16 protein-coding genes are annotated in these 15820 nt (G+C 68.6%); 9 read left to right on the top strand and 7 right to left on the bottom strand.

Going from position 1 to position 15820, the window contains the following annotated elements:
• Positions 1-625: 625 nt before the first annotated feature.
• Positions 626-3487, top strand: coding sequence for a helix-turn-helix transcriptional regulator (locus ACFLIM_RS34840; protein ID WP_393172638.1), 2862 nt, complete (start codon positions 626-628; stop codon positions 3485-3487).
• 93 nt (positions 3488-3580) lie between these two features.
• On the opposite strand, the gene sigJ is transcribed toward ACFLIM_RS34840, so the two are convergent.
• Entirely contained in the window at positions 3581-4468 is an 888-nt protein-coding gene (gene sigJ / locus ACFLIM_RS34835) for an RNA polymerase sigma factor SigJ (protein ID WP_393172623.1), read from the bottom strand.
• Between the two features lie 259 nt (positions 4469-4727).
• Here sigJ and ACFLIM_RS34830 point away from each other — a divergent pair, with 259 nt between their 5' ends.
• The 5 genes from ACFLIM_RS34830 (at position 4728) to ACFLIM_RS34810 (ending at position 8144) form a co-directional block, all read left to right on the top strand.
• The gene (locus ACFLIM_RS34830; RefSeq protein ID WP_393172622.1) at positions 4728-5192 is read left to right on the top strand and encodes a nuclear transport factor 2 family protein; all 465 of its coding nucleotides are present in this window, start codon (positions 4728-4730) and stop codon (positions 5190-5192) included.
• A gap of 54 nt (positions 5193-5246) precedes the next feature.
• Positions 5247-5792, top strand: coding sequence for a YceI family protein (locus ACFLIM_RS34825; RefSeq protein ID WP_393172621.1), 546 nt, complete (start codon positions 5247-5249; stop codon positions 5790-5792).
• Positions 5793-5919: 127 nt separating this feature from the next.
• The gene (locus ACFLIM_RS34820; RefSeq protein ID WP_393172620.1) at positions 5920-6720 is read left to right on the top strand and encodes a DinB family protein; all 801 of its coding nucleotides are present in this window, start codon (positions 5920-5922) and stop codon (positions 6718-6720) included.
• Positions 6721-6722: 2 nt separating this feature from the next.
• On the top strand, positions 6723-7409 hold the full coding sequence (locus ACFLIM_RS34815; RefSeq protein WP_393172619.1) for an alpha/beta fold hydrolase: 687 nt from the start codon (positions 6723-6725) through the stop codon (positions 7407-7409).
• A 162-nt stretch (positions 7410-7571) separates the two neighbouring features.
• The gene (locus tag ACFLIM_RS34810) at positions 7572-8144 is read left to right on the top strand and encodes a GNAT family N-acetyltransferase (RefSeq protein WP_393172618.1); all 573 of its coding nucleotides are present in this window, start codon (positions 7572-7574) and stop codon (positions 8142-8144) included.
• Between the two features lie 43 nt (positions 8145-8187).
• On the opposite strand, the gene katG is transcribed toward ACFLIM_RS34810, so the two are convergent.
• The gene (gene katG / locus ACFLIM_RS34805; RefSeq protein WP_393172617.1) at positions 8188-10419 is read right to left on the bottom strand and encodes a catalase/peroxidase HPI; all 2232 of its coding nucleotides are present in this window, start codon (positions 10417-10419) and stop codon (positions 8188-8190) included.
• A gap of 33 nt (positions 10420-10452) precedes the next feature.
• A complete protein-coding gene (locus ACFLIM_RS34800; RefSeq protein WP_393172616.1) occupies positions 10453-10890 on the bottom strand; it encodes a Fur family transcriptional regulator in 438 nt (145 codons plus the stop codon).
• A 185-nt stretch (positions 10891-11075) separates the two neighbouring features.
• Here ACFLIM_RS34800 and ACFLIM_RS34795 point away from each other — a divergent pair, with 185 nt between their 5' ends.
• A complete protein-coding gene (locus ACFLIM_RS34795) occupies positions 11076-11210 on the top strand; it encodes a hypothetical protein (RefSeq protein WP_393172615.1) in 135 nt (44 codons plus the stop codon).
• A 12-nt stretch (positions 11211-11222) separates the two neighbouring features.
• The gene (arsM, locus tag ACFLIM_RS34790) at positions 11223-12446 is read left to right on the top strand and encodes an arsenite methyltransferase (protein ID WP_393172614.1); all 1224 of its coding nucleotides are present in this window, start codon (positions 11223-11225) and stop codon (positions 12444-12446) included.
• A gap of 197 nt (positions 12447-12643) precedes the next feature.
• On the opposite strand, the gene ACFLIM_RS34785 is transcribed toward arsM, so the two are convergent.
• From ACFLIM_RS34785 to ACFLIM_RS34775, 3 genes are read right to left on the bottom strand one after another with little or no spacing between them, the layout of a single operon-like run.
• The gene (locus ACFLIM_RS34785; RefSeq protein ID WP_393172613.1) at positions 12644-13384 is read right to left on the bottom strand and encodes an MIP/aquaporin family protein; all 741 of its coding nucleotides are present in this window, start codon (positions 13382-13384) and stop codon (positions 12644-12646) included.
• Positions 13381-13836, bottom strand: a complete 456-nt coding sequence (locus ACFLIM_RS34780) for an arsenate reductase ArsC (RefSeq protein ID WP_393172612.1) — start codon at positions 13834-13836, stop codon at positions 13381-13383. Before ACFLIM_RS34780 ends, ACFLIM_RS34785 begins: the two co-directional genes overlap by 4 nt.
• Positions 13833-14522, bottom strand: a complete 690-nt coding sequence (locus ACFLIM_RS34775; protein WP_393172611.1) for an arsenate reductase/protein-tyrosine-phosphatase family protein — start codon at positions 14520-14522, stop codon at positions 13833-13835. Before ACFLIM_RS34775 ends, ACFLIM_RS34780 begins: the two co-directional genes overlap by 4 nt.
• 120 nt (positions 14523-14642) lie before the next feature.
• Between ACFLIM_RS34775 and ACFLIM_RS34770 the strand changes: the two genes are divergently transcribed.
• On the top strand, positions 14643-15311 hold the full coding sequence (locus tag ACFLIM_RS34770) for a flavin reductase family protein (protein ID WP_393172610.1): 669 nt from the start codon (positions 14643-14645) through the stop codon (positions 15309-15311).
• Here the strand turns inward: ACFLIM_RS34770 and ACFLIM_RS34765 are convergent.
• Positions 15288-15803 carry an NUDIX domain-containing protein gene (locus ACFLIM_RS34765; RefSeq protein WP_393172609.1) on the bottom strand — a complete coding sequence of 172 codons (516 nt, stop codon included), beginning with the start codon at positions 15801-15803 and terminating at the stop codon, positions 15288-15290. The two genes, ACFLIM_RS34770 and ACFLIM_RS34765, sit on opposite strands and share 24 nt — an antisense overlap.
• Between the last annotated feature and the right edge of the window lie 17 nt (positions 15804-15820).

Genomic DNA, 15820 nt, shown 5'->3' with positions numbered 1-15820 from the left:
GCGAGCGATCGAGTCGGCCGGCGACGCTCCGGCAGGGCCGTGAATCTCTCGTACGGCCGCGGTGCGGACCCGGCCGGCGGAGCTGATCGCTGAAGGTCGTTGCTGCGCCCGGCCGGCTCCCGGGGGGGCTTTTCGCCGGTATTCGTCCTCGTCGATCTCCCCGCGTGCGAACTTCGTGAAGGCTGACATCTCGCGCGGCGGGCGTTCGTTCCACTTGACCGTCGATGATCTGCCGGTCAGCAGGTGTGTGAGGCCTTTGGCGATAACCATCCACATGAGCAGCGTGACCAGAGGCCACACGAGAATCAGCCAGTTGCTGGGCAGGTCCACCATCGCCATCCTTTCGAAAAGAGAGATTCGAGGGGATGTCAGGTCCGTAGAGGGCCGGGAGTCGCCGTAAGCGGTTTGCCGCTGACGTTCTCTTAGGCACCCTCAACCGAGGGGGGATCCTTCCGTGTCACCTCACAAAAAGAGATGAGTGAACGGGTAGAGCCTGCACCGTGGCGAAAGCCGCCGTATCGCATATCTGTGTGACATCGCGTTCCGCGCTCGGCGCATGTGATCAACAGCCTGACCTCGTACGGAGTGTTTGCTGGGCTGCGTGCGCCGGGTGTCTAATAGATATATGGGGGACGTATCTCACCATGTCCCGAAGTCGGCAGGTGGGCCCGACTCCCGTAGGTCTTCGTGGCCTGGGTGGCGTGGCCGTTCGCGGGAGTGGGAGCTCGTCGCCGGCTTGATCCGGGCGGCTCGAGTCGGCCGGGGTGGAGTCCTGTTGATCGAGGGCCAGTCGGGCGTCGGAAAGAGCCGCATGCTCGATCTGGCCGCCACCGCCGCCGAGAAGGCAGGGCTGGGGGTTGGCAGGGGCGTGGCAGACGAGCTGACCCAGCTGATACCGCTGGCCCCGCTGATGTCGGCGCTCAGGGAATCCGGTTGCACTCTTTCCGCCGGCCAGAACGCGAACATTCCAGGTCCGGTCGATCAGCGGCTGCTGTTGCTAGAGCACCTGCAGGAACCGCTGGAACAGCGGGTGGCCAAGGGGCCACTGTTCCTGATGCTGGATGACTTGCAATGGGCCGATCCGATGACTCTGCTGGCCCTGCGGTCGATGACGAGAGACCTCGCCTCCTATCCGCTTATCTGGATGCTGACCCGTACGAGCGGCAGCGGCGACGCTCCCCGCCTCGACCGTCTGTTCGACGTGCTGGAACACGAGGGCGCGATGCGGATCAGGCTGGAAGCACTGGATGAGCAAGCAGCGGCTGATGTCGTCACCGATGTCCTCGGGGCGGCGCCCGAGCCAGACGTGCTGGCATTGGCCGCCCTGGCGAATGGCAATCCTTTCCTGCTCGTTGACCTCCTGGAGAAGCTCAAGAGCGAGGGCGTGTTCCAGGTCGCCGATGGTCACGCGCGGATGGTTTCGGCGCGGCTGCCACGGGCTCAGGCGGTGACGCAAGAACGCCTGGAGGAGTTGTCCGCACGGACCAGGCATCTGCTTCAGGCCGCGGGAGTCCTGGGCCGTTCGTTCTCGGTGAAGGATCTGGCCGAAATGCTCGGCGAATCGACCAGTGGTCTGTTGCCCATGCTGGAGGAGGCGATGTCGGCGGGCATCGTCGAAGCCGCCGGGGATGAGCTGGCCTTCCGGCACGATCTGCTCTGGCAGGCGGTGGTCGGGACTCTCTCCACCGCCGTGCTGCGGGCCTTTCACCACGACGCAGGAGAGATGCTGCTCAAACGAGGTGGATCGGCTGTTCCTGCCGCTGCGCACCTCATTCACAGCGCCGATCGCGGTGACGCGTCCGCACTACTCGGACTGGACCAAGCGGCGCGCGAGGTGCTGCGGTCCTCACCCCAGACCGCCGCCGACCTCGCTCAGCGGGCGCTCGAACTCAGCGACCCCGCTGACCCTGACTGGGTCGGTCGTGCCGCCATAGCGGTCGACGCCCTGACGGCCATCGGGCGGCTGCCGGAGGCGGCCGATCTTGCCCGTGTCGCACTCGGCAGGGCACCGCCTGCCCAGGCCCCTCACCTGCGATGCGCGCTGGCGTACATCCTGCTCCTGAGCGGCCAGCCGGCAGACGCGGAGTCCGAGGCCGAAAGCTTGCTCACCCAGGACATCCCAGATGACCTTCGCGGCATCGCCGAATGGACGGTGTTCTGGGGGCTGATCTGCGTTAATGACTTCGGGAAGGGGCGGTTGCGGGCCGAGGCCGTTCTCGCCGACCGCGTGCGACACACCGATGCCGCCGTCGTCGGGGCTCTCCTACTGCTCGCTCGGTTCGCCATAGTCGATGGGCGGGTCGCCGACTCGTTCGCGCACCTGCACGAAGCCCTGCGGATCGCGAACAGCGGCAGTGTTGAAGCCATCCAGCGCCCGTACGCGCGCCTGCTGCTGAGCCTCAACTGCAGGGCCATGCGACAGTTCGAGGAGTCCGACATCGCCATCCAGGCCGCCGAGGAGGAAATCAAAGACCTCGGGCTGACCGTGCTCGCCGCACAACCTGCGCTGTTCCGCTCCGTTCTGAACCTGGCCACCGGTCGACTTGATGATGCCGCCGCCGAGGCCCAGGCCGGGCTGATGATCGCCGACGAGCTGGGCACGCACGGGTTCATCCGCGTCGGGCTGTCCATGCTTGCTCTCATCGCCATGCGGCGTGGCGACATCGACGCCGCGGTCCAGCACATCGAGCGGTACCACTCCGTGCACGCCGCGCCCGGAATGTTGTTCGGGTCGGTGTGGGAAAGGTGGGTGATGGCGGCCGTGGCCGAGGCCCAAGGCGATCCCGAACGGGCGATTGACATACTCCACGCCATCTACACCGACAAGGAGGAGCGGCGCTGGGCGCTCATCACGACGCCTCTCACCGCCGCCTGGATGACCCGACTGGCGCTGGCCACGGGGAACCGCCCGTATGCGGAGGCCATCGTTGACACGGCCGAGTCCCTGGCCCAGAACAACCCCGACTTCCCTGTCATCGCCATCACGGCCGCCCACGCCCGCGGCATTCTCCACAAGGACCCCGGCGCGCTGGCCTCCGCCGTCGCCGAGCAGCCTGAACCGTGGGCACGCGCTTCGGCCGCCGAAGATCTCGGGGTCCTGCTGGCCACCACACCCGGCACCTCTGTCCGCGAGCAGGCCGTCAACAGCCTGGACCAGGCGCTCGACGGCTACCAGCGCGTCGGTGCGCTCCGGGACGCGGCACGCGTGCGAGCGAGACTGCGCGCGTTGGGTGTACGGCGCCGCCACTGGGCCCAACCACAGCGGCCTGCCTTCGGATGGGACAGCCTCACCGATACGGAACGCGCGGTGGCCGGGCTGATCGCCCGAGGATTGACCAACCGTCAGGCCGCCGGGCGAATGTTCCTGTCACCACATACGGTCTCCACCCATCTTCGCCGGATCTTCGCCAAGCTCGACATCGCCTCCCGTGTCGAACTGACCCGCATCGTCGCCGAAGAATGTCCGACCCTGCTCCGGGACTCGTAGCCGATCGATCAGGTGTGCTCGCTCCGGTCGGGCGTGGAGCGATATCGGGCCAGGCTTGAAGCCTGGGCTCGACGCGGACGCGCGTGAACGCCGTCAGTCATCAAGGACGGCCAGGTCGAGCCGGAGGAGGCGCTCGGGGTCGGCGATCGCGTCGATTTCCACAATCTTGCCGCGCGAGACGGTGACCCCGATGACCGCGATTGGCTGCCCGCCCATGGTCACGACAACACCCGCGGCTCCGTTCACCAGTGCCGGCCGCACCAGTGCCGAGGGCTCGTGGAACCTGAGCGCTTGACTGGCAACGTCCGCCGCACCGTGGACCACCACGGAAACATCCGGACGCGCCGTCCCCCCGTCGGCTCGCAGCACGACATCTGGGTCGAGGATCGCGACGAGCGCGTCGAGGTCGCCGCGGCGCGCCGCGGCGTAGAAGGCGTCGACTACTTCCCGCTGACGGCCGATATCGGGGTCGGGAGCTTGGACCTCGGCTCCTCGCACCCGGCGCCGGGCCCGGCTGGCGAGCTGCCTCGCCGTGGCCGGGGAACGCCCCACCATGGGGGCGATCTCGTCGAAGGGCAGGTCGAACATGTCGTGCAGGACGAACGCCAGTCGCTCGGCGGGGGTCAGTGTTTCGAGCACCACGAGCAGCGCGAGCCCGACCGAGTCAGCCAGCAGAGCCTCATCCTCAGGGTTCGTCCCGTCCGTACGGCTGATGACCGGGTCGGGCACGTACACGCCCACGGGCTCTTCACGCCGCGTTCTGCGCGAGCGCAGCACGTTCAGGCACACTCGGGCGACGATGGTGGTCAGCCAGGCGCCGAGGCTGTCGACGCCGCTGGCGTCTGACCGGCTGGCGCGCAGCCAGGCTTCCTGGACGGCGTCGTCGGCCTCGGCGAGCGAGCCGAGCATCCGGTACGCCACCCCCCGCAGGCGGGTCCGGTTCTTCTCGAAGCCCTCCGCCAGCCAGTCGGACTCGGTCATCGGTCACATTCCTCCGCCATTAGGTGTCACATAGGTGACCCCTCAAATCCGTTTGATGTGACAAGGAGACAAATCATTGCAGGCACGGAGGGCCAACCCAGCGCTGAGCGGTCCCGGCGCGTTCGATGCCCTGCAAGCGCTCGCGACGAGGCCGCCAAGCACTTCGAGGAGTCGGCTCTCGCCTCCCCGATCCTTCACATGAACCCCGCCACCAGGCAGGTGGCGGACGCGCGGTGAACACAGACAAGGAAGGAAACCGATGAGCGACATTCAGACCATCGCTGACCGCTTCGAGATCGAGGTGCTGCGCGGCGAGTTCACCGACGCGGGGATGATGCGCGACTACGACCGCTTCGCGTCGCTGTTCACACCGGACGGCGTGGTGCGGATCCCCGACATCAACGTTGAATTTGTCAGCCGGGAGGAGATCCGCGCCGGGATCGAGCGGCTGCAGGGTCTCTGGGACTACTTCGTGCAAACCGCGCACCCGGGCACGATCCAGCTTGAGGGAGACACCGCGGTCGGCCGTGCATACATCGCAGAGTTCGGGCGCATGCGCGACGGCAGCTCGCACCTGAACTACGCCGTGTACCACGACCGCTACCAGCGCACCTCGGACGGCTGGAAGTTCACGGAGCGCGTCTATGAGGTCAGGTACCTCGACACCACTCCGCTGGCGGGCTCGGCGCCCCACGCAGCGCCCGGGTCTATGCGCGAATCATGACCGGCTCGGAACTGAACGATCAACTATCTCTTTCCCCTCTAGGAGCGACCAAGCATGACAACCACGACCGAGCTCAGCGAGCTGACCGGTGACTACGTTCTCGACACCGCCCACACGCGGATCGGGTTCGTCGCCCGGCACGCGATGGCCACCAAGGTGCGCGGGCAGTTCGACGAGTTCGAGGGCAGCGCGTACCTGGACAGTGACGACCCATCGAAGTCGAGCGCCCAGCTGACGATCCAGGCGAAGAGCATCCAGACCCGCAACCAGCGGCGCGACGAGCACCTGCGCAGCAAGTTCCTGGACATGGACGACCACCCGGCCATCACCTTCGCCTCGACCAAGGTGAAGCAGGTCGACGGGACCAACTTCAAGGTCACCGGTGATCTGACCATCCACGGCGTGACCAAGCCGGTCACCGTGGACTTCGAGCTGACCGGCGCCGAGAACGACCCGTGGGGCAACTTCCGGGTCGGCTTCGAGGGCAGCGTCACGATCAACCGCAGGGACTGGGGCGTGAACTGGAACGCCGCGACCGGGGTCCTGGTCAGCGAGAAGGTGACGCTGGAGTTCGACGTCGCCGCGATCCGGCAGTCCTGACCGATGGCCCGGCGGCGTGCGGACCTGCTCGGCGCACGCAGAGCTCGTGCGGTGGGGCTGAGATCGGTCGACACGAACGAGATGAACCGGAAGTAGATCGTCCGGAACCGGTCCTAGCATGACGTCCATGACCGAGTTCCGTCAGCAGGACCTCACCGGAGCACGCTTCGAGCGCGTGAGCCTCCGGGGCGCCACCTTCACTCAGGTGCACCTCAACGATGCCCGCATGCACGCGGTCGACTTCACCGGGGCCCAGGTCCGCGGCGCCCTGTTCAACCAGAGCCGCCTGCGCGGCGTCGAGCTGGTCGACGTCGAGATCAGCGGCGAGCTACAGAACGTCGTCGTGAACGGCGTCGACATCGCACCGCTCGTCGAGGCCGAACTGAACCGTCGCATGCCCGGGCGGACGAAGATGCGCCCCGGCGACACCGACGGGTTCGGTGAGGCATGGGCCATCCTGGAGCGGCTGTGGGAGGGCACCGTCGCGCGTGCGAGGACATTCCCCGAAGCGGCGCTCCACCGCAGCGTCGACGACGAGTGGTCCTTCATCCAGACCCTGCGGCACCTCAACTTCGCCAGCGCTGCCTGGGTGGGCCGGATGATCCTCGGCAACACCTCGCCGTGGCACCAGTTGGACCTGCCGTGGGACGAGGCGCCCGGGTGGGACGGTGTCCCGTGGGACCGCGAGGCACGACCCTCGCTCGACGAGGTGCTCACGGTCCGACGCGAACGTCAGGCGATGGTCCGCCACGTCATGGAGTCCCTCACCGAGGAGCAATTCGCCTCCGAGGTGACTCACACCGAGCCCGGCTGGCCCCGGATGGAGAACTTCCCCTTCAAGAAATGTCTCCGCATCGTCCTCAACGAGGAATGGGAACACCGGCTCTATGCCGAACGTGATCTGACCTCACTGGAGAAAGAGCACTGATCATGGACATCCTGCTCATTGCCGGCCTGTGGCTCGACGGATCCGCATGGGACGATGTCGTGCCCACGCTCGAGGCCCTCGGCCACCGCCCCGTGCCGCTCACCCTCCCCGGTCAGGGTGACGGATCCGCCTCGGCCACGCTCGACGACCAGGTGGCAGCGGTGCTCGCCGCCATGGACTCAGTGTCCGAAAAGCCCATGGTGGTGGGGCATTCCGCCGCCTGCACGCTGGCTTGGCTGGCCGCCGACGCGCGACCGGAGCAGGTCGCCAAAGTCGCCCTCCTCGGCGGCTTCCCGTCCGCCGACGGGGAGTCCTACGCCGATTTCTTCGAGTCGAAGGACGGTGTCATGCCCTTCCCTGGCTGGGGCCCGTTCGAGGGGCCGGACTCTGCTGACCTTGACGAGGAGGCCAAGCGAATCTTCGCCTCTGCTGCGATCCCCGTCCCCGTGGGAGTGGCCAAGGGCGTGGTACGTCTGACGGACGAGCGACGGTTCGACGTCCCGGTCGTAGTCGTGTGTCCCGAATTCACCCCCGCCCAGGCTCAGGCGTGGATCGACGCCGGTGACGTGCCCGAGCTCGCCAAGGCCAAGCACCTTGACTTCGTCGACATCGACTCGGGCCATTGGCCCATGGTCAGCAAGCCGATCGAACTCGCCCGGCTCCTGGCCGCAGCGGCTGCCGAGGCCTGACATGGCGCTGCGGGACACGTCGCGCGCCATCGACGAGGACTCCGCTGCGGGCTTTTGACCACGTTTTTCACGGCGGTGGATCCGCCGGCCCAGCGGCGGGCGGTTGTTGCGCGTCGAACTCGCGAGCCGGGACGATGGGAGCGCCGCGAAAGGAACTCAAGGATGTCGTACACGATCCGGCCACTGGACGCCTCTACATGGGCTGCCTTCGCGGAGCTTGTCGAGCGCAACAACGGGGTCTTCGGTGGGTGCTGGTGCATTGGTTACCACCCGGAGTGCGGCCAGAAGGGGATCAGCCATCGCGCGGTCAAGGAGGACCGGGTCCGGACAGGTCGCGCTCATGCCGCGCTCGTCCTCGACGAGGACGGCGCCGCACAGGGGTGGTGCCAGTACGGCAGCCCCGAGGAACTCCCTGGCATCAAGCACAGGCGCGAGTACGAGAAGGACGCGCCGCCGCGCCCGGACTGGCGGATCACCTGCTTTTACGTCGACAAGAAACATCGCGGCCAGGGCATCGCGCGGGTGGCGCTGGAAGGCGCGCTCGACCAGATCGCCCATGCCGGCGGCGGCCTCGTCGAGGCCATCTCCGAGGTGACCACCGGCCGCCAGGCGCCGGACCGTTTCCTGTTCAGCGCGACCGTCGAACTCTTCGAGCAGTTCGGATTCACCCGCGGCCGGCAGGTCGGCAAGCACGCCTGGATTGTGAGCAGAGTATGTCGAGATCCTTCGGACTGAGGACGTCCAGGTCGGCCGGGGCGGGCCGACCTGGACGTCATGATCAGACGAGGTCGAACCGGTCGAGGTTCATCACCTTGTCCCACGCCGCGACGAAGTCGTTCACGAACTTCTCCTTCGCGTCATCGCTCGCGTAGACCTCCGCGAGCGCGCGCAGCTCGGAGTTCGACCCGAAGACGAGGTCGACACGGCTGCCCGTCCACTTGACCTCGCCCGTGGCGGCGTCGCGACCCTCGAACGTGTTCGCGTCCTCGGACGTCGCCTTCCACGTCGTGCCCAGGTCGAGCAGGTTGACGAAGAAGTCGTTGGTCAAAGACCCGGGGGTCGTGGTGAAGACGTCGAGCGGCGACTGCTGGTGGTTCGCGCCCAGGACGCGGAGGCCACCGACGAGGACCGTCATCTCGGGGGCGCTCAGGGTCAGCAGGTTCGCCCGGTCGATCAGCAGGTATTCGGCCGGCAGCCGGTTGCCCTTCCCGAGGTAGTTGCGGAACCCGTCGGCGGTCGGCTCGAGCGCGGCGAACGACTCCACGTCGGTCTGCTCCTGCGACGCGTCCGCGCGGCCCGGCGTGAAGGGGACCTCGACGTCGAAGCCGGCGTCCTTGGCGGCCTGCTCGACGGCCGCAGCGCCAGCGAGCACGATCAGGTCGGCGAGCGAGATCTGCTTGCCGCCGGTCTGGGCGGCGTTGAAGCCCTCCTGGATCCCCTCCAGGGTGCGCAGCACCGTCGCCAGCTGGTCGGGGTCGTTGACCTCCCACCCGCTCTGCGGCTCGAGGCGGATGCGCGCGCCGTTGGCGCCGCCGCGCTTGTCGCTGCCGCGGAAGGACGAGGCCGACGCCCACGCGGCGGACACGAGCTGGGACACCGACAGGCCCGAGGCGAGCACCTGGCCCTTGAGGGAGATAACGTCCTCGGCGTCGATGAGTTCGTGGGTCACCGCGGGGAGGGGGTCCTGCCACAGCAGCGTCTCGGCCGGGACCTCCGGGCCGAGGTAGCGCACGATCGGGCCCATGTCGCGGTGGGTCAGCTTGTACCACGCCCGGGCGAAGGCGTCCGCGAGCTCGTCGGGGTTCTCGAGCCAGCGTCGCGTGATCTGCTCGTAGACCGGGTCGACGCGGAGGGCGAGGTCGGTCGTCAGCATCGTCGGGGCGAGGGTCTTCGAGGGGTCGTGGGCGTCGGGGACGGTACCGGCCCCTGCGCCGTCCTTCGGCCTCCACTGGTTCGCGCCGGCGGGGCTCTTGAACAGCTCCCACTCGTAGCCGTACAGGATCTCGAGGAAGCTGTTGTCCCACGTCACCGGGGTGTTCGTCCACACACCCTCGAGACCGCTGGTGATCGCGTCGCCGCCCTTGCCGGTGCCGTACGTGCTCTTCCAGCCGAGGCCCTGGTCCTCGAGCGAGGCGGCCTCGGGATCGGGGCCGACGTGGTCCGCCGGGCCCGCACCGTGGGTTTTGCCGAAGGTGTGTCCGCCCGCGATCAGGGCGACCGTCTCCTCGTCGTTCATCGCCATCCGGCGGAACGTCTCACGGATGTCGCGGGCCGCGGCGAGCGGGTCCGGGTTGCCGTTCGGGCCCTCCGGGTTGACGTAGATGAGGCCCATCTGGACCGCGCCGAGGGGGTTCTCCAGCTCCCGGTCGCCGGTGTAGCGCTCGTCACCGAGCCAGGTGGACTCGGGACCCCAGTAGACGTCCTCGTCGGGCTCCCAGACGTCCGCACGACCGCCGGCGAAGCCGAAGGTCTTGAAGCCCATCGACTCCAGGGCGACGTTGCCGGTGAGGATCATGAGGTCGGCCCACGAGAGCTTCTTGCCGTACTTCTTCTTGACCGGCCACAGCAGGCGGCGAGCCTTGTCGAGGTTCCCGTTGTCCGGCCAGCTGTTGAGGGGGGCGAAGCGCTGCTGGCCGGCCCCGGCGCCGCCGCGGCCGTCGCTGATCCGGTAGGTGCCCGCGCTGTGCCACGCCATCCGGATCATGAACGGGCCGTAGTGGCCGAAGTCGGCCGGCCACCAGTCCTGCGAGGTCGTCAGCACCTCTGCGATGTCCTGCTTCACGGCCGCGAGGTCGAGGGTCTTGAACGCCTCGGCGTAGTTGAACTCCTCGCCGAAGGGGTTGGCCACGGCGGGGTTCTTGGCGAGGATCTTCAGGTTGAGCCGCTCCGGCCACCACTGGCGGTTTCCGCCGCCCTGAGTCGGGTGCGGGGCGCGCTCGTGCGCGACCGGGCAGCCACCTCCGCCCTCCGTCTTCGCGTCTGTGACGATCGCTTCGTGGTTCTCAGACATGGAAATCCTTCCGGACTAGGGGGATCACGGTGCTCAGGAACTGCGGCTGGTGGAACAGCCGGGGCACAGGCCCCAGTAGATGACCTCGGCCTCGTCGATCGAGAAGCCCTGGTCGTCGGCCGCGCTCAGGCAGGGCGCATGGCCGACCGCGCAGTCGACGTCAGCGACGACACCGCACGACCGGCACACGATGTGGTGGTGGTTGTCACCGACGCGTCCCTCGAACCGGGCCGGGCTGCCGGCCGGTTCGATGCGGCGTACGAGTCCCGCCGCGGTGAGCGCGTTGAGGGCCTCGTACACGGCTTGAAGGGAGACATGGCCTACGCGATCGCGCACCCCGGAGGCGAGTGCCTCGACGCCGAGGTGGTCGCCGTCCCGGACGGCATCGAGCAGTGCGACGCGGGCGGCCGTTACCCGCAGACCTGCCCCCCGCAGCTCCTCGGCGGTGGTCGGCGTCCTGGGTGCGGTCATGCGCCAAACCTATCTTCATAAACACGAACCGTCCAAGACAACGAATGGTCCAAGTCTATGCCGCGTCAGGTTACGTTTGCCCCGTTGTGGCGTGACGTGCTGGTGGCAGAACGAGGACGGGTAGACCGAAGCCGTCAGCCGAGAGGCAGTCCACTGTCTCGCACCATCTGAAGATCCTGGCCGACGTGCGGTTCGTGCTGGTCGAGAAGCAGGGGACCGCCGGCCTGTACCGGATCAACGAGGCCTGCGTAAGTTGTTTTCCGACCGCCGCCGACGTGGTCATGGGCAGGCCTGTTCCGGCCGCGCCTACTTGCGAGTGAAGGAGCATCGCCATGGCGCATGACGAGATCGTCGATCACTACTCGCAGCTGGCCCGGGCCGCGGCCGCCGGCCGGGTTGTCGCCGACTGCGGGGCGGACGCCTTCGAGCAGGGGCGTTTCGGCGCCGCCGGTTACGACGACACCAGCGCCCTGCCTGAGGGTGCGGTGCGGGCCAGCCTGGGTTGCGGCAACCCGGTGGCGGTGGCCGAGCTGCACGAGGGGGAGACCGTACTGGATCTGGGGTCGGGCGGCGGGATCGACGTGCTGTTGTCGGCGCGCCGGGTCGGCCCGCGCGGGAAGGCGTACGGGCTGGATGCCAGTCCTGACATGCTGGCGCTGGCCCGTCGCAACGCCGAGCAGGCGGGCGTGACCAACGCCGAGTTCCTGCACGGCGGCATCGAACGCGTTCCGCTGCCGGACCGGTCGGTGGACGTGGTCATCTCCAACTGCGTGATCAACCTGTCCGACGACAAGGGCGCCGTGCTCGCGGAGGCGTTCCGAGTGTTGCGGCCGGGCGGCAGGTTCGGGGTCAGCGATGTCGTGGTCGACGGCGAGGCCGGCCCGGGGCAGCGGCAGGCGGCCGAGCAGCGGATCGGGTGCGTGGCCGGGGCGCTGCCGGTGCGTGAGTATCGCGAGCTGCTGGGGGCGGCCGGGTTCGTCGGCGTACGCATCACGCTGACCGCTGATCACGGCGACGGCGTGCATTCGGCGATCGTCCAGGCCGTCAAGCCCGCGGCCGGGCCTGGGCTGGAGATACGGCCGATGCGTACGGCTGACGCCGAGCAGGTGTTGGCCGTCTACCAGGCCGGCCTGGACACCGGGCAGGCCAGCTTCGAAACGACGGCGCCGAGCTGGGAAGGCTTCACCGCCGCCAGGCCGGCGCACCTGCGTCATGTGGCCGTCGACACCCAGACCGGCCAGGTGGTCGGCTGGGTGGCGGCCTCCCAGGTCTCGGCCAGGCCCGTGTACTCCGGCGTGGTCGAGCACAGCATTTACGTCCACCCCGGCTGCCAGGCGCAAGGTATCGGGCGCGCCCTGCTGGCGGCGTTCGTCGCAGCCGCCGAGGCCGCGGGCGTGTGGACCATCCAGTCCGGAGTCTTCCCCGAGAACACCGCCAGCCTCGCGCTGCACCAGGCCCTCGGCTTCCGTACGGTGGGCGTGCGCGAGCGCATCGGCCGCCACCACGGCGTCTGGCGCGACGTGGTCTTCATCGAACGCCGCAGCCCGGCTACCTAGACCGCCAGCACCGCGGGAAGTGCGCGCACGACGGCCAGGATGCGGATCAGGCTCGCCGGTGCTGACGCGCAAGGGCGGCGCCGCGCACCGGCGTTTCGGCCGGGCCTACGTCTGGGGGTTGGTGGTGGTGTTCGTACGTGGCGCTGCTGACCGCCTTCTACGTCGACAACGGCCCGCACCTGCCGCTGTGGGATCGCTTACCGACCTGGGCGCTGTGGCTGCTGCCCGCTTCGGTGGGATTCCCGGTCATCTTCCGGGCGATCAAGGTGAGGGAGCGGGTCGGCTGGGTACAGCAGCCGGACGAGGGCCAGGCCGAGCCCGGCACCGATGAGTTGGGCGGCGATGAAGCCGGGGGCGGAGGCCGGGGCGATGCCGGCGAAGGTGTCGGTGAGGGTGCGGCCGAGGGTGACGGCGGGGTTGGCGAAGCTCGTACTGCTGGTGAACCAGTAGGCGGCGCCGATGTAGGCGCCGACCGCGGGCGGGGCCAGCGCGGCGCGGCCGGTGCGGGTCAGGGCGAAGATGAGCGTGACCAGGCCGGCGGTGGCGACGATCTCGCCCAGCCACAGGGCGGGGCCGGTGCGCAGGTGGGTGGAGGTGGTGATGGCGGGCAGCTCGAACATGAGGTTGGCCAGGACCGCGCCGCCGATCGCGCCCGCGACCTGGGCGGGCAGGTAGACCAGTCCCTTCAGCCCGTCGCGGCGGCTCAGCAGCCAGTCGGCCAGCGAGACGACGGGGTTGAAGTGCGCGCCGGAGACCGGGCCCATGATGAGGATGAGCACCGTCAGGGCGAAGGCGGTGGCAGTGGAGTTTTCCAGCAGTTGCAGGCCGACGTCGCCGGGCGACAGGCGCTGCGCCATGATGCCCGAGCCGATCACCGCCGTCACCAGCAGGCCGGTGCCGACGGCTTCCGCGAGTGCCCGCCGGGCCAGATCGGTCACGCTTGACCCGCAGCCGCCGGGACGTCGAGCTCGGCCAGCAGGGCGCGTACGCGGCGTTCGATCTCGTCCCGGATCGGCCGTACCGACTCCACCGACTGGCCTGCGGGGTCGGGCAGGTCCCAGTCCTCATAGCGTTTGCCGGGGAAGACCGGGCAGGCGTCGCCGCAGCCCATGGTGACGATGACGTCGGCGGCCTGGGCGATCTCGGTGGTCCACGGCTTGGGGAACTCGCCGGTGATGTCGATGCCGCGCTCGCGCATCGCCTCGATCGCGGACGGGTTGATCTGCTCGCCCGGCTCCGAGCCGCCCGACCAGCCGATCGCCCGGTCTCCGGCCAGGTAAGTGAACCAGCCGAGCGCCATCTGCGAGCGCCCCGCGTTGTGCACGCACAGGAACAGCACGATCGGTGTGCCGGAGGTCAGCAGGTCGCGCCGGTATGTGGGCTGGGTCATGGTGTGCCCTTCGTCGGGGAGCGGTCATCGGTGAGGGCGGTGGCGAGCCGGTCGACGCGGCCGGCCAGGTCGGTGAAGGCGCGCTCGAAGGCGTCGTCGGTGTCGGCGGTGACCGGGTCGGGCACCGACCAGTGCAGCGGCGGGCGGGCGGTGAGGTGTTCGTAGGCGTTGTCGCAGACCGCCACCACCAGATCGCCGGTGCGGATGGTGTCGCTGATGTGGGCGGTGGCGTGCGGGTCCAGGCTCAGGTGGTGGTGGCGGGCGGTGGCGAGCGCCCGCGCGTGTACACGTGTGGCGGGGTGGGTGCCGGCCGAGGTCGCGGGCAGGCGGCTGCGGCTCTGCCACAGGGCGGCGGCCAGTTGGGAACGGGCGGAGTTGCGGGTGCACACGAACACCACCCGCCCGGCCGCCATCGGCGCGGACGCCGCGGGGGTGAGCCCGGCCAGCACGTCAGGCACGAGCCTTACGTAGCTGCGCCGCCGGTCGGCCTCCGAACGCGCCCGCACCACCAGCCCGGCCTCCTCCAGCACCTTCAGGTGGTGGGCCAGCAGGTTGGACGACAGCCCGAAGGTTTCGCCGAGCTCGCCGGGGGAGCGATCGCCCAGCAGCAACGCATCGACCATCGCCAGCCGGACGGGATCGCCCAGCGCCGCGTGTATCGCGGCACGCCTAATTATATCAGTCATAATTGACTCAATTTTCGCTGATATAAATGCTGGAGTCAAGGGTGCAGGGCGCGCAGGGCTGTAGCAGCGACGTCCGAAGGTCGCCAGCGTCCGCCCCTGGCGTGCGGCAAGGGTGGGGACATGAGCACCGTTGTCGATACACATGTCCAGATCGAGCCGAACATCCTGTACTTCGGCACGCCCGTGGTCCTGATCTCCTCCATGAACGAGGACGGGACGGCCAACCTGGCTCCCATGTCGTCCGCCTTCTGGCTCGGGTGGCGGGGGATGCTGGGGTTGGGGACCAGGGCCAAGACGGCCCAGAATCTGCTCAGGACGCGTGAATGCGTACTGAATCTTCCGTCCGACGCCATCGCCGCGGCCGTCGATCGGCTTGCGCTCACGACCGGGTCCGATCCCGTTCCTGAGCGGAAGCAGGCGCGGGGGTATCGGTTCGTGCCGGACAAGTTCCGGCGGGCGGGGTTGACCGCCACTGCGTCCGAGACGGTGGCGCCGCCTCGGGTGGCCGAGTGTCCGGTCAGCATGGAGGCGGTCGTCGAGGCGGCGCATCCGGTGGGTGACGATGGCGGGACGCTGGCGTTCGAGGTGCGGGTGCAGCGGGTTTGGGTGCATGAGGAGATCCGGATGGCGGGGACGAGTGATCGCATCGATCCCGACGCCTGGCGGCCGCTGATCATGAGCTTTCAGAAGTTGTACGGGCTGGGGCCGCAGGTGCATCCCTCCACGCTGGCGCGAATTCCTGAGCGCCTTTATCGAAGCGCTGACCTAGACCGGGCCCGTACCGTCTAGCAGGGCCAGCCAGGTCCGATCCGGGCAAAGGCGCCTGATCTCGGCGGGCGGGAGCCACTCCGCGAGGGTGCTCTCCGAGCCGGTGGGCGGGTGGGTCGGCGGGCCTGGGTGCGGGAGGCGGGCTTGGAACATCGTCAGGTACGCCAGCGACGGGTAGCGGTAGCCGGCGGGAGGCGGTTCGAGGAGTTCGATACGTTCCCAGGCGAACGCGGACAGGGCGGACGGCGGTAGGTGGAGGCCGGTTTCTTCGTACAGCTCCCGGGCGGCGGCTTCGGCGGCGGTTTCGCCGGGTTCGAGGTGGCCGCCTGGGATGTCCCAGCCGCGGCCTTCGCGATCCACGCAGGTCATGAGGGTTCTGCCGGTGTCGTCCGAGACGAATGCGAACGCGGAGGTGGTTTGATCCGTGGGTGGGAGGGTTCGGGAGAGGATCAGGTCCAGGCGGTGCGCCACGGGGATCCAGGGCACCGTGGTGGTCGCGATCACATGCGTCATAGGCCAATCCTCGCCGA

It is taken from the genome of Nonomuraea marmarensis, assembly GCF_043197025.1.
Classification (GTDB): domain Bacteria; phylum Actinomycetota; class Actinomycetes; order Streptosporangiales; family Streptosporangiaceae; genus Nonomuraea; species Nonomuraea marmarensis.
The sequence above is the reverse complement of the archived record's forward strand: the minus strand, read 5'-3'. Positions and strand labels throughout refer to the sequence as shown.

Bases quoted from the DNA above. Each gene is read 5' to 3' on its own strand.
- ACFLIM_RS34820 (WP_393172620.1), top strand. From the start codon at position 5,920: ATGACCGAGTTCCGTCAGCAGGACCTCACCGGAGCACGCTTCGAGCGC.
- ACFLIM_RS34825 (WP_393172621.1), top strand. From the start codon at position 5,247: ATGACAACCACGACCGAGCTCAGCGAGCTGACCGGTGACTACGTTCTC.
- ACFLIM_RS34815 (WP_393172619.1), top strand. From the start codon at position 6,723: ATGGACATCCTGCTCATTGCCGGCCTGTGGCTCGACGGATCCGCATGG.
- katG (WP_393172617.1), bottom strand. From the start codon at position 10,419: ATGTCTGAGAACCACGAAGCGATCGTCACAGACGCGAAGACGGAGGGC.
- ACFLIM_RS34830 (WP_393172622.1), top strand. From the start codon at position 4,728: ATGAGCGACATTCAGACCATCGCTGACCGCTTCGAGATCGAGGTGCTG.
- ACFLIM_RS34800 (WP_393172616.1), bottom strand. From the start codon at position 10,890: ATGACCGCACCCAGGACGCCGACCACCGCCGAGGAGCTGCGGGGGGCA.
- ACFLIM_RS34775 (WP_393172611.1), bottom strand. From the start codon at position 14,522: ATGACTGATATAATTAGGCGTGCCGCGATACACGCGGCGCTGGGCGAT.
- sigJ (WP_393172623.1), bottom strand. From the start codon at position 4,468: ATGACCGAGTCCGACTGGCTGGCGGAGGGCTTCGAGAAGAACCGGACC.
- ACFLIM_RS34770 (WP_393172610.1), top strand. From the start codon at position 14,643: ATGAGCACCGTTGTCGATACACATGTCCAGATCGAGCCGAACATCCTG.
- ACFLIM_RS34840 (WP_393172638.1), top strand. From the start codon at position 626: ATGGGGGACGTATCTCACCATGTCCCGAAGTCGGCAGGTGGGCCCGAC.
- ACFLIM_RS34780 (WP_393172612.1), bottom strand. From the start codon at position 13,836: ATGACCCAGCCCACATACCGGCGCGACCTGCTGACCTCCGGCACACCG.
- ACFLIM_RS34810 (WP_393172618.1), top strand. From the start codon at position 7,572: ATGTCGTACACGATCCGGCCACTGGACGCCTCTACATGGGCTGCCTTC.
- ACFLIM_RS34765 (WP_393172609.1), bottom strand. From the start codon at position 15,803: ATGACGCATGTGATCGCGACCACCACGGTGCCCTGGATCCCCGTGGCG.
- arsM (WP_393172614.1), top strand. From the start codon at position 11,223: ATGGCGCATGACGAGATCGTCGATCACTACTCGCAGCTGGCCCGGGCC.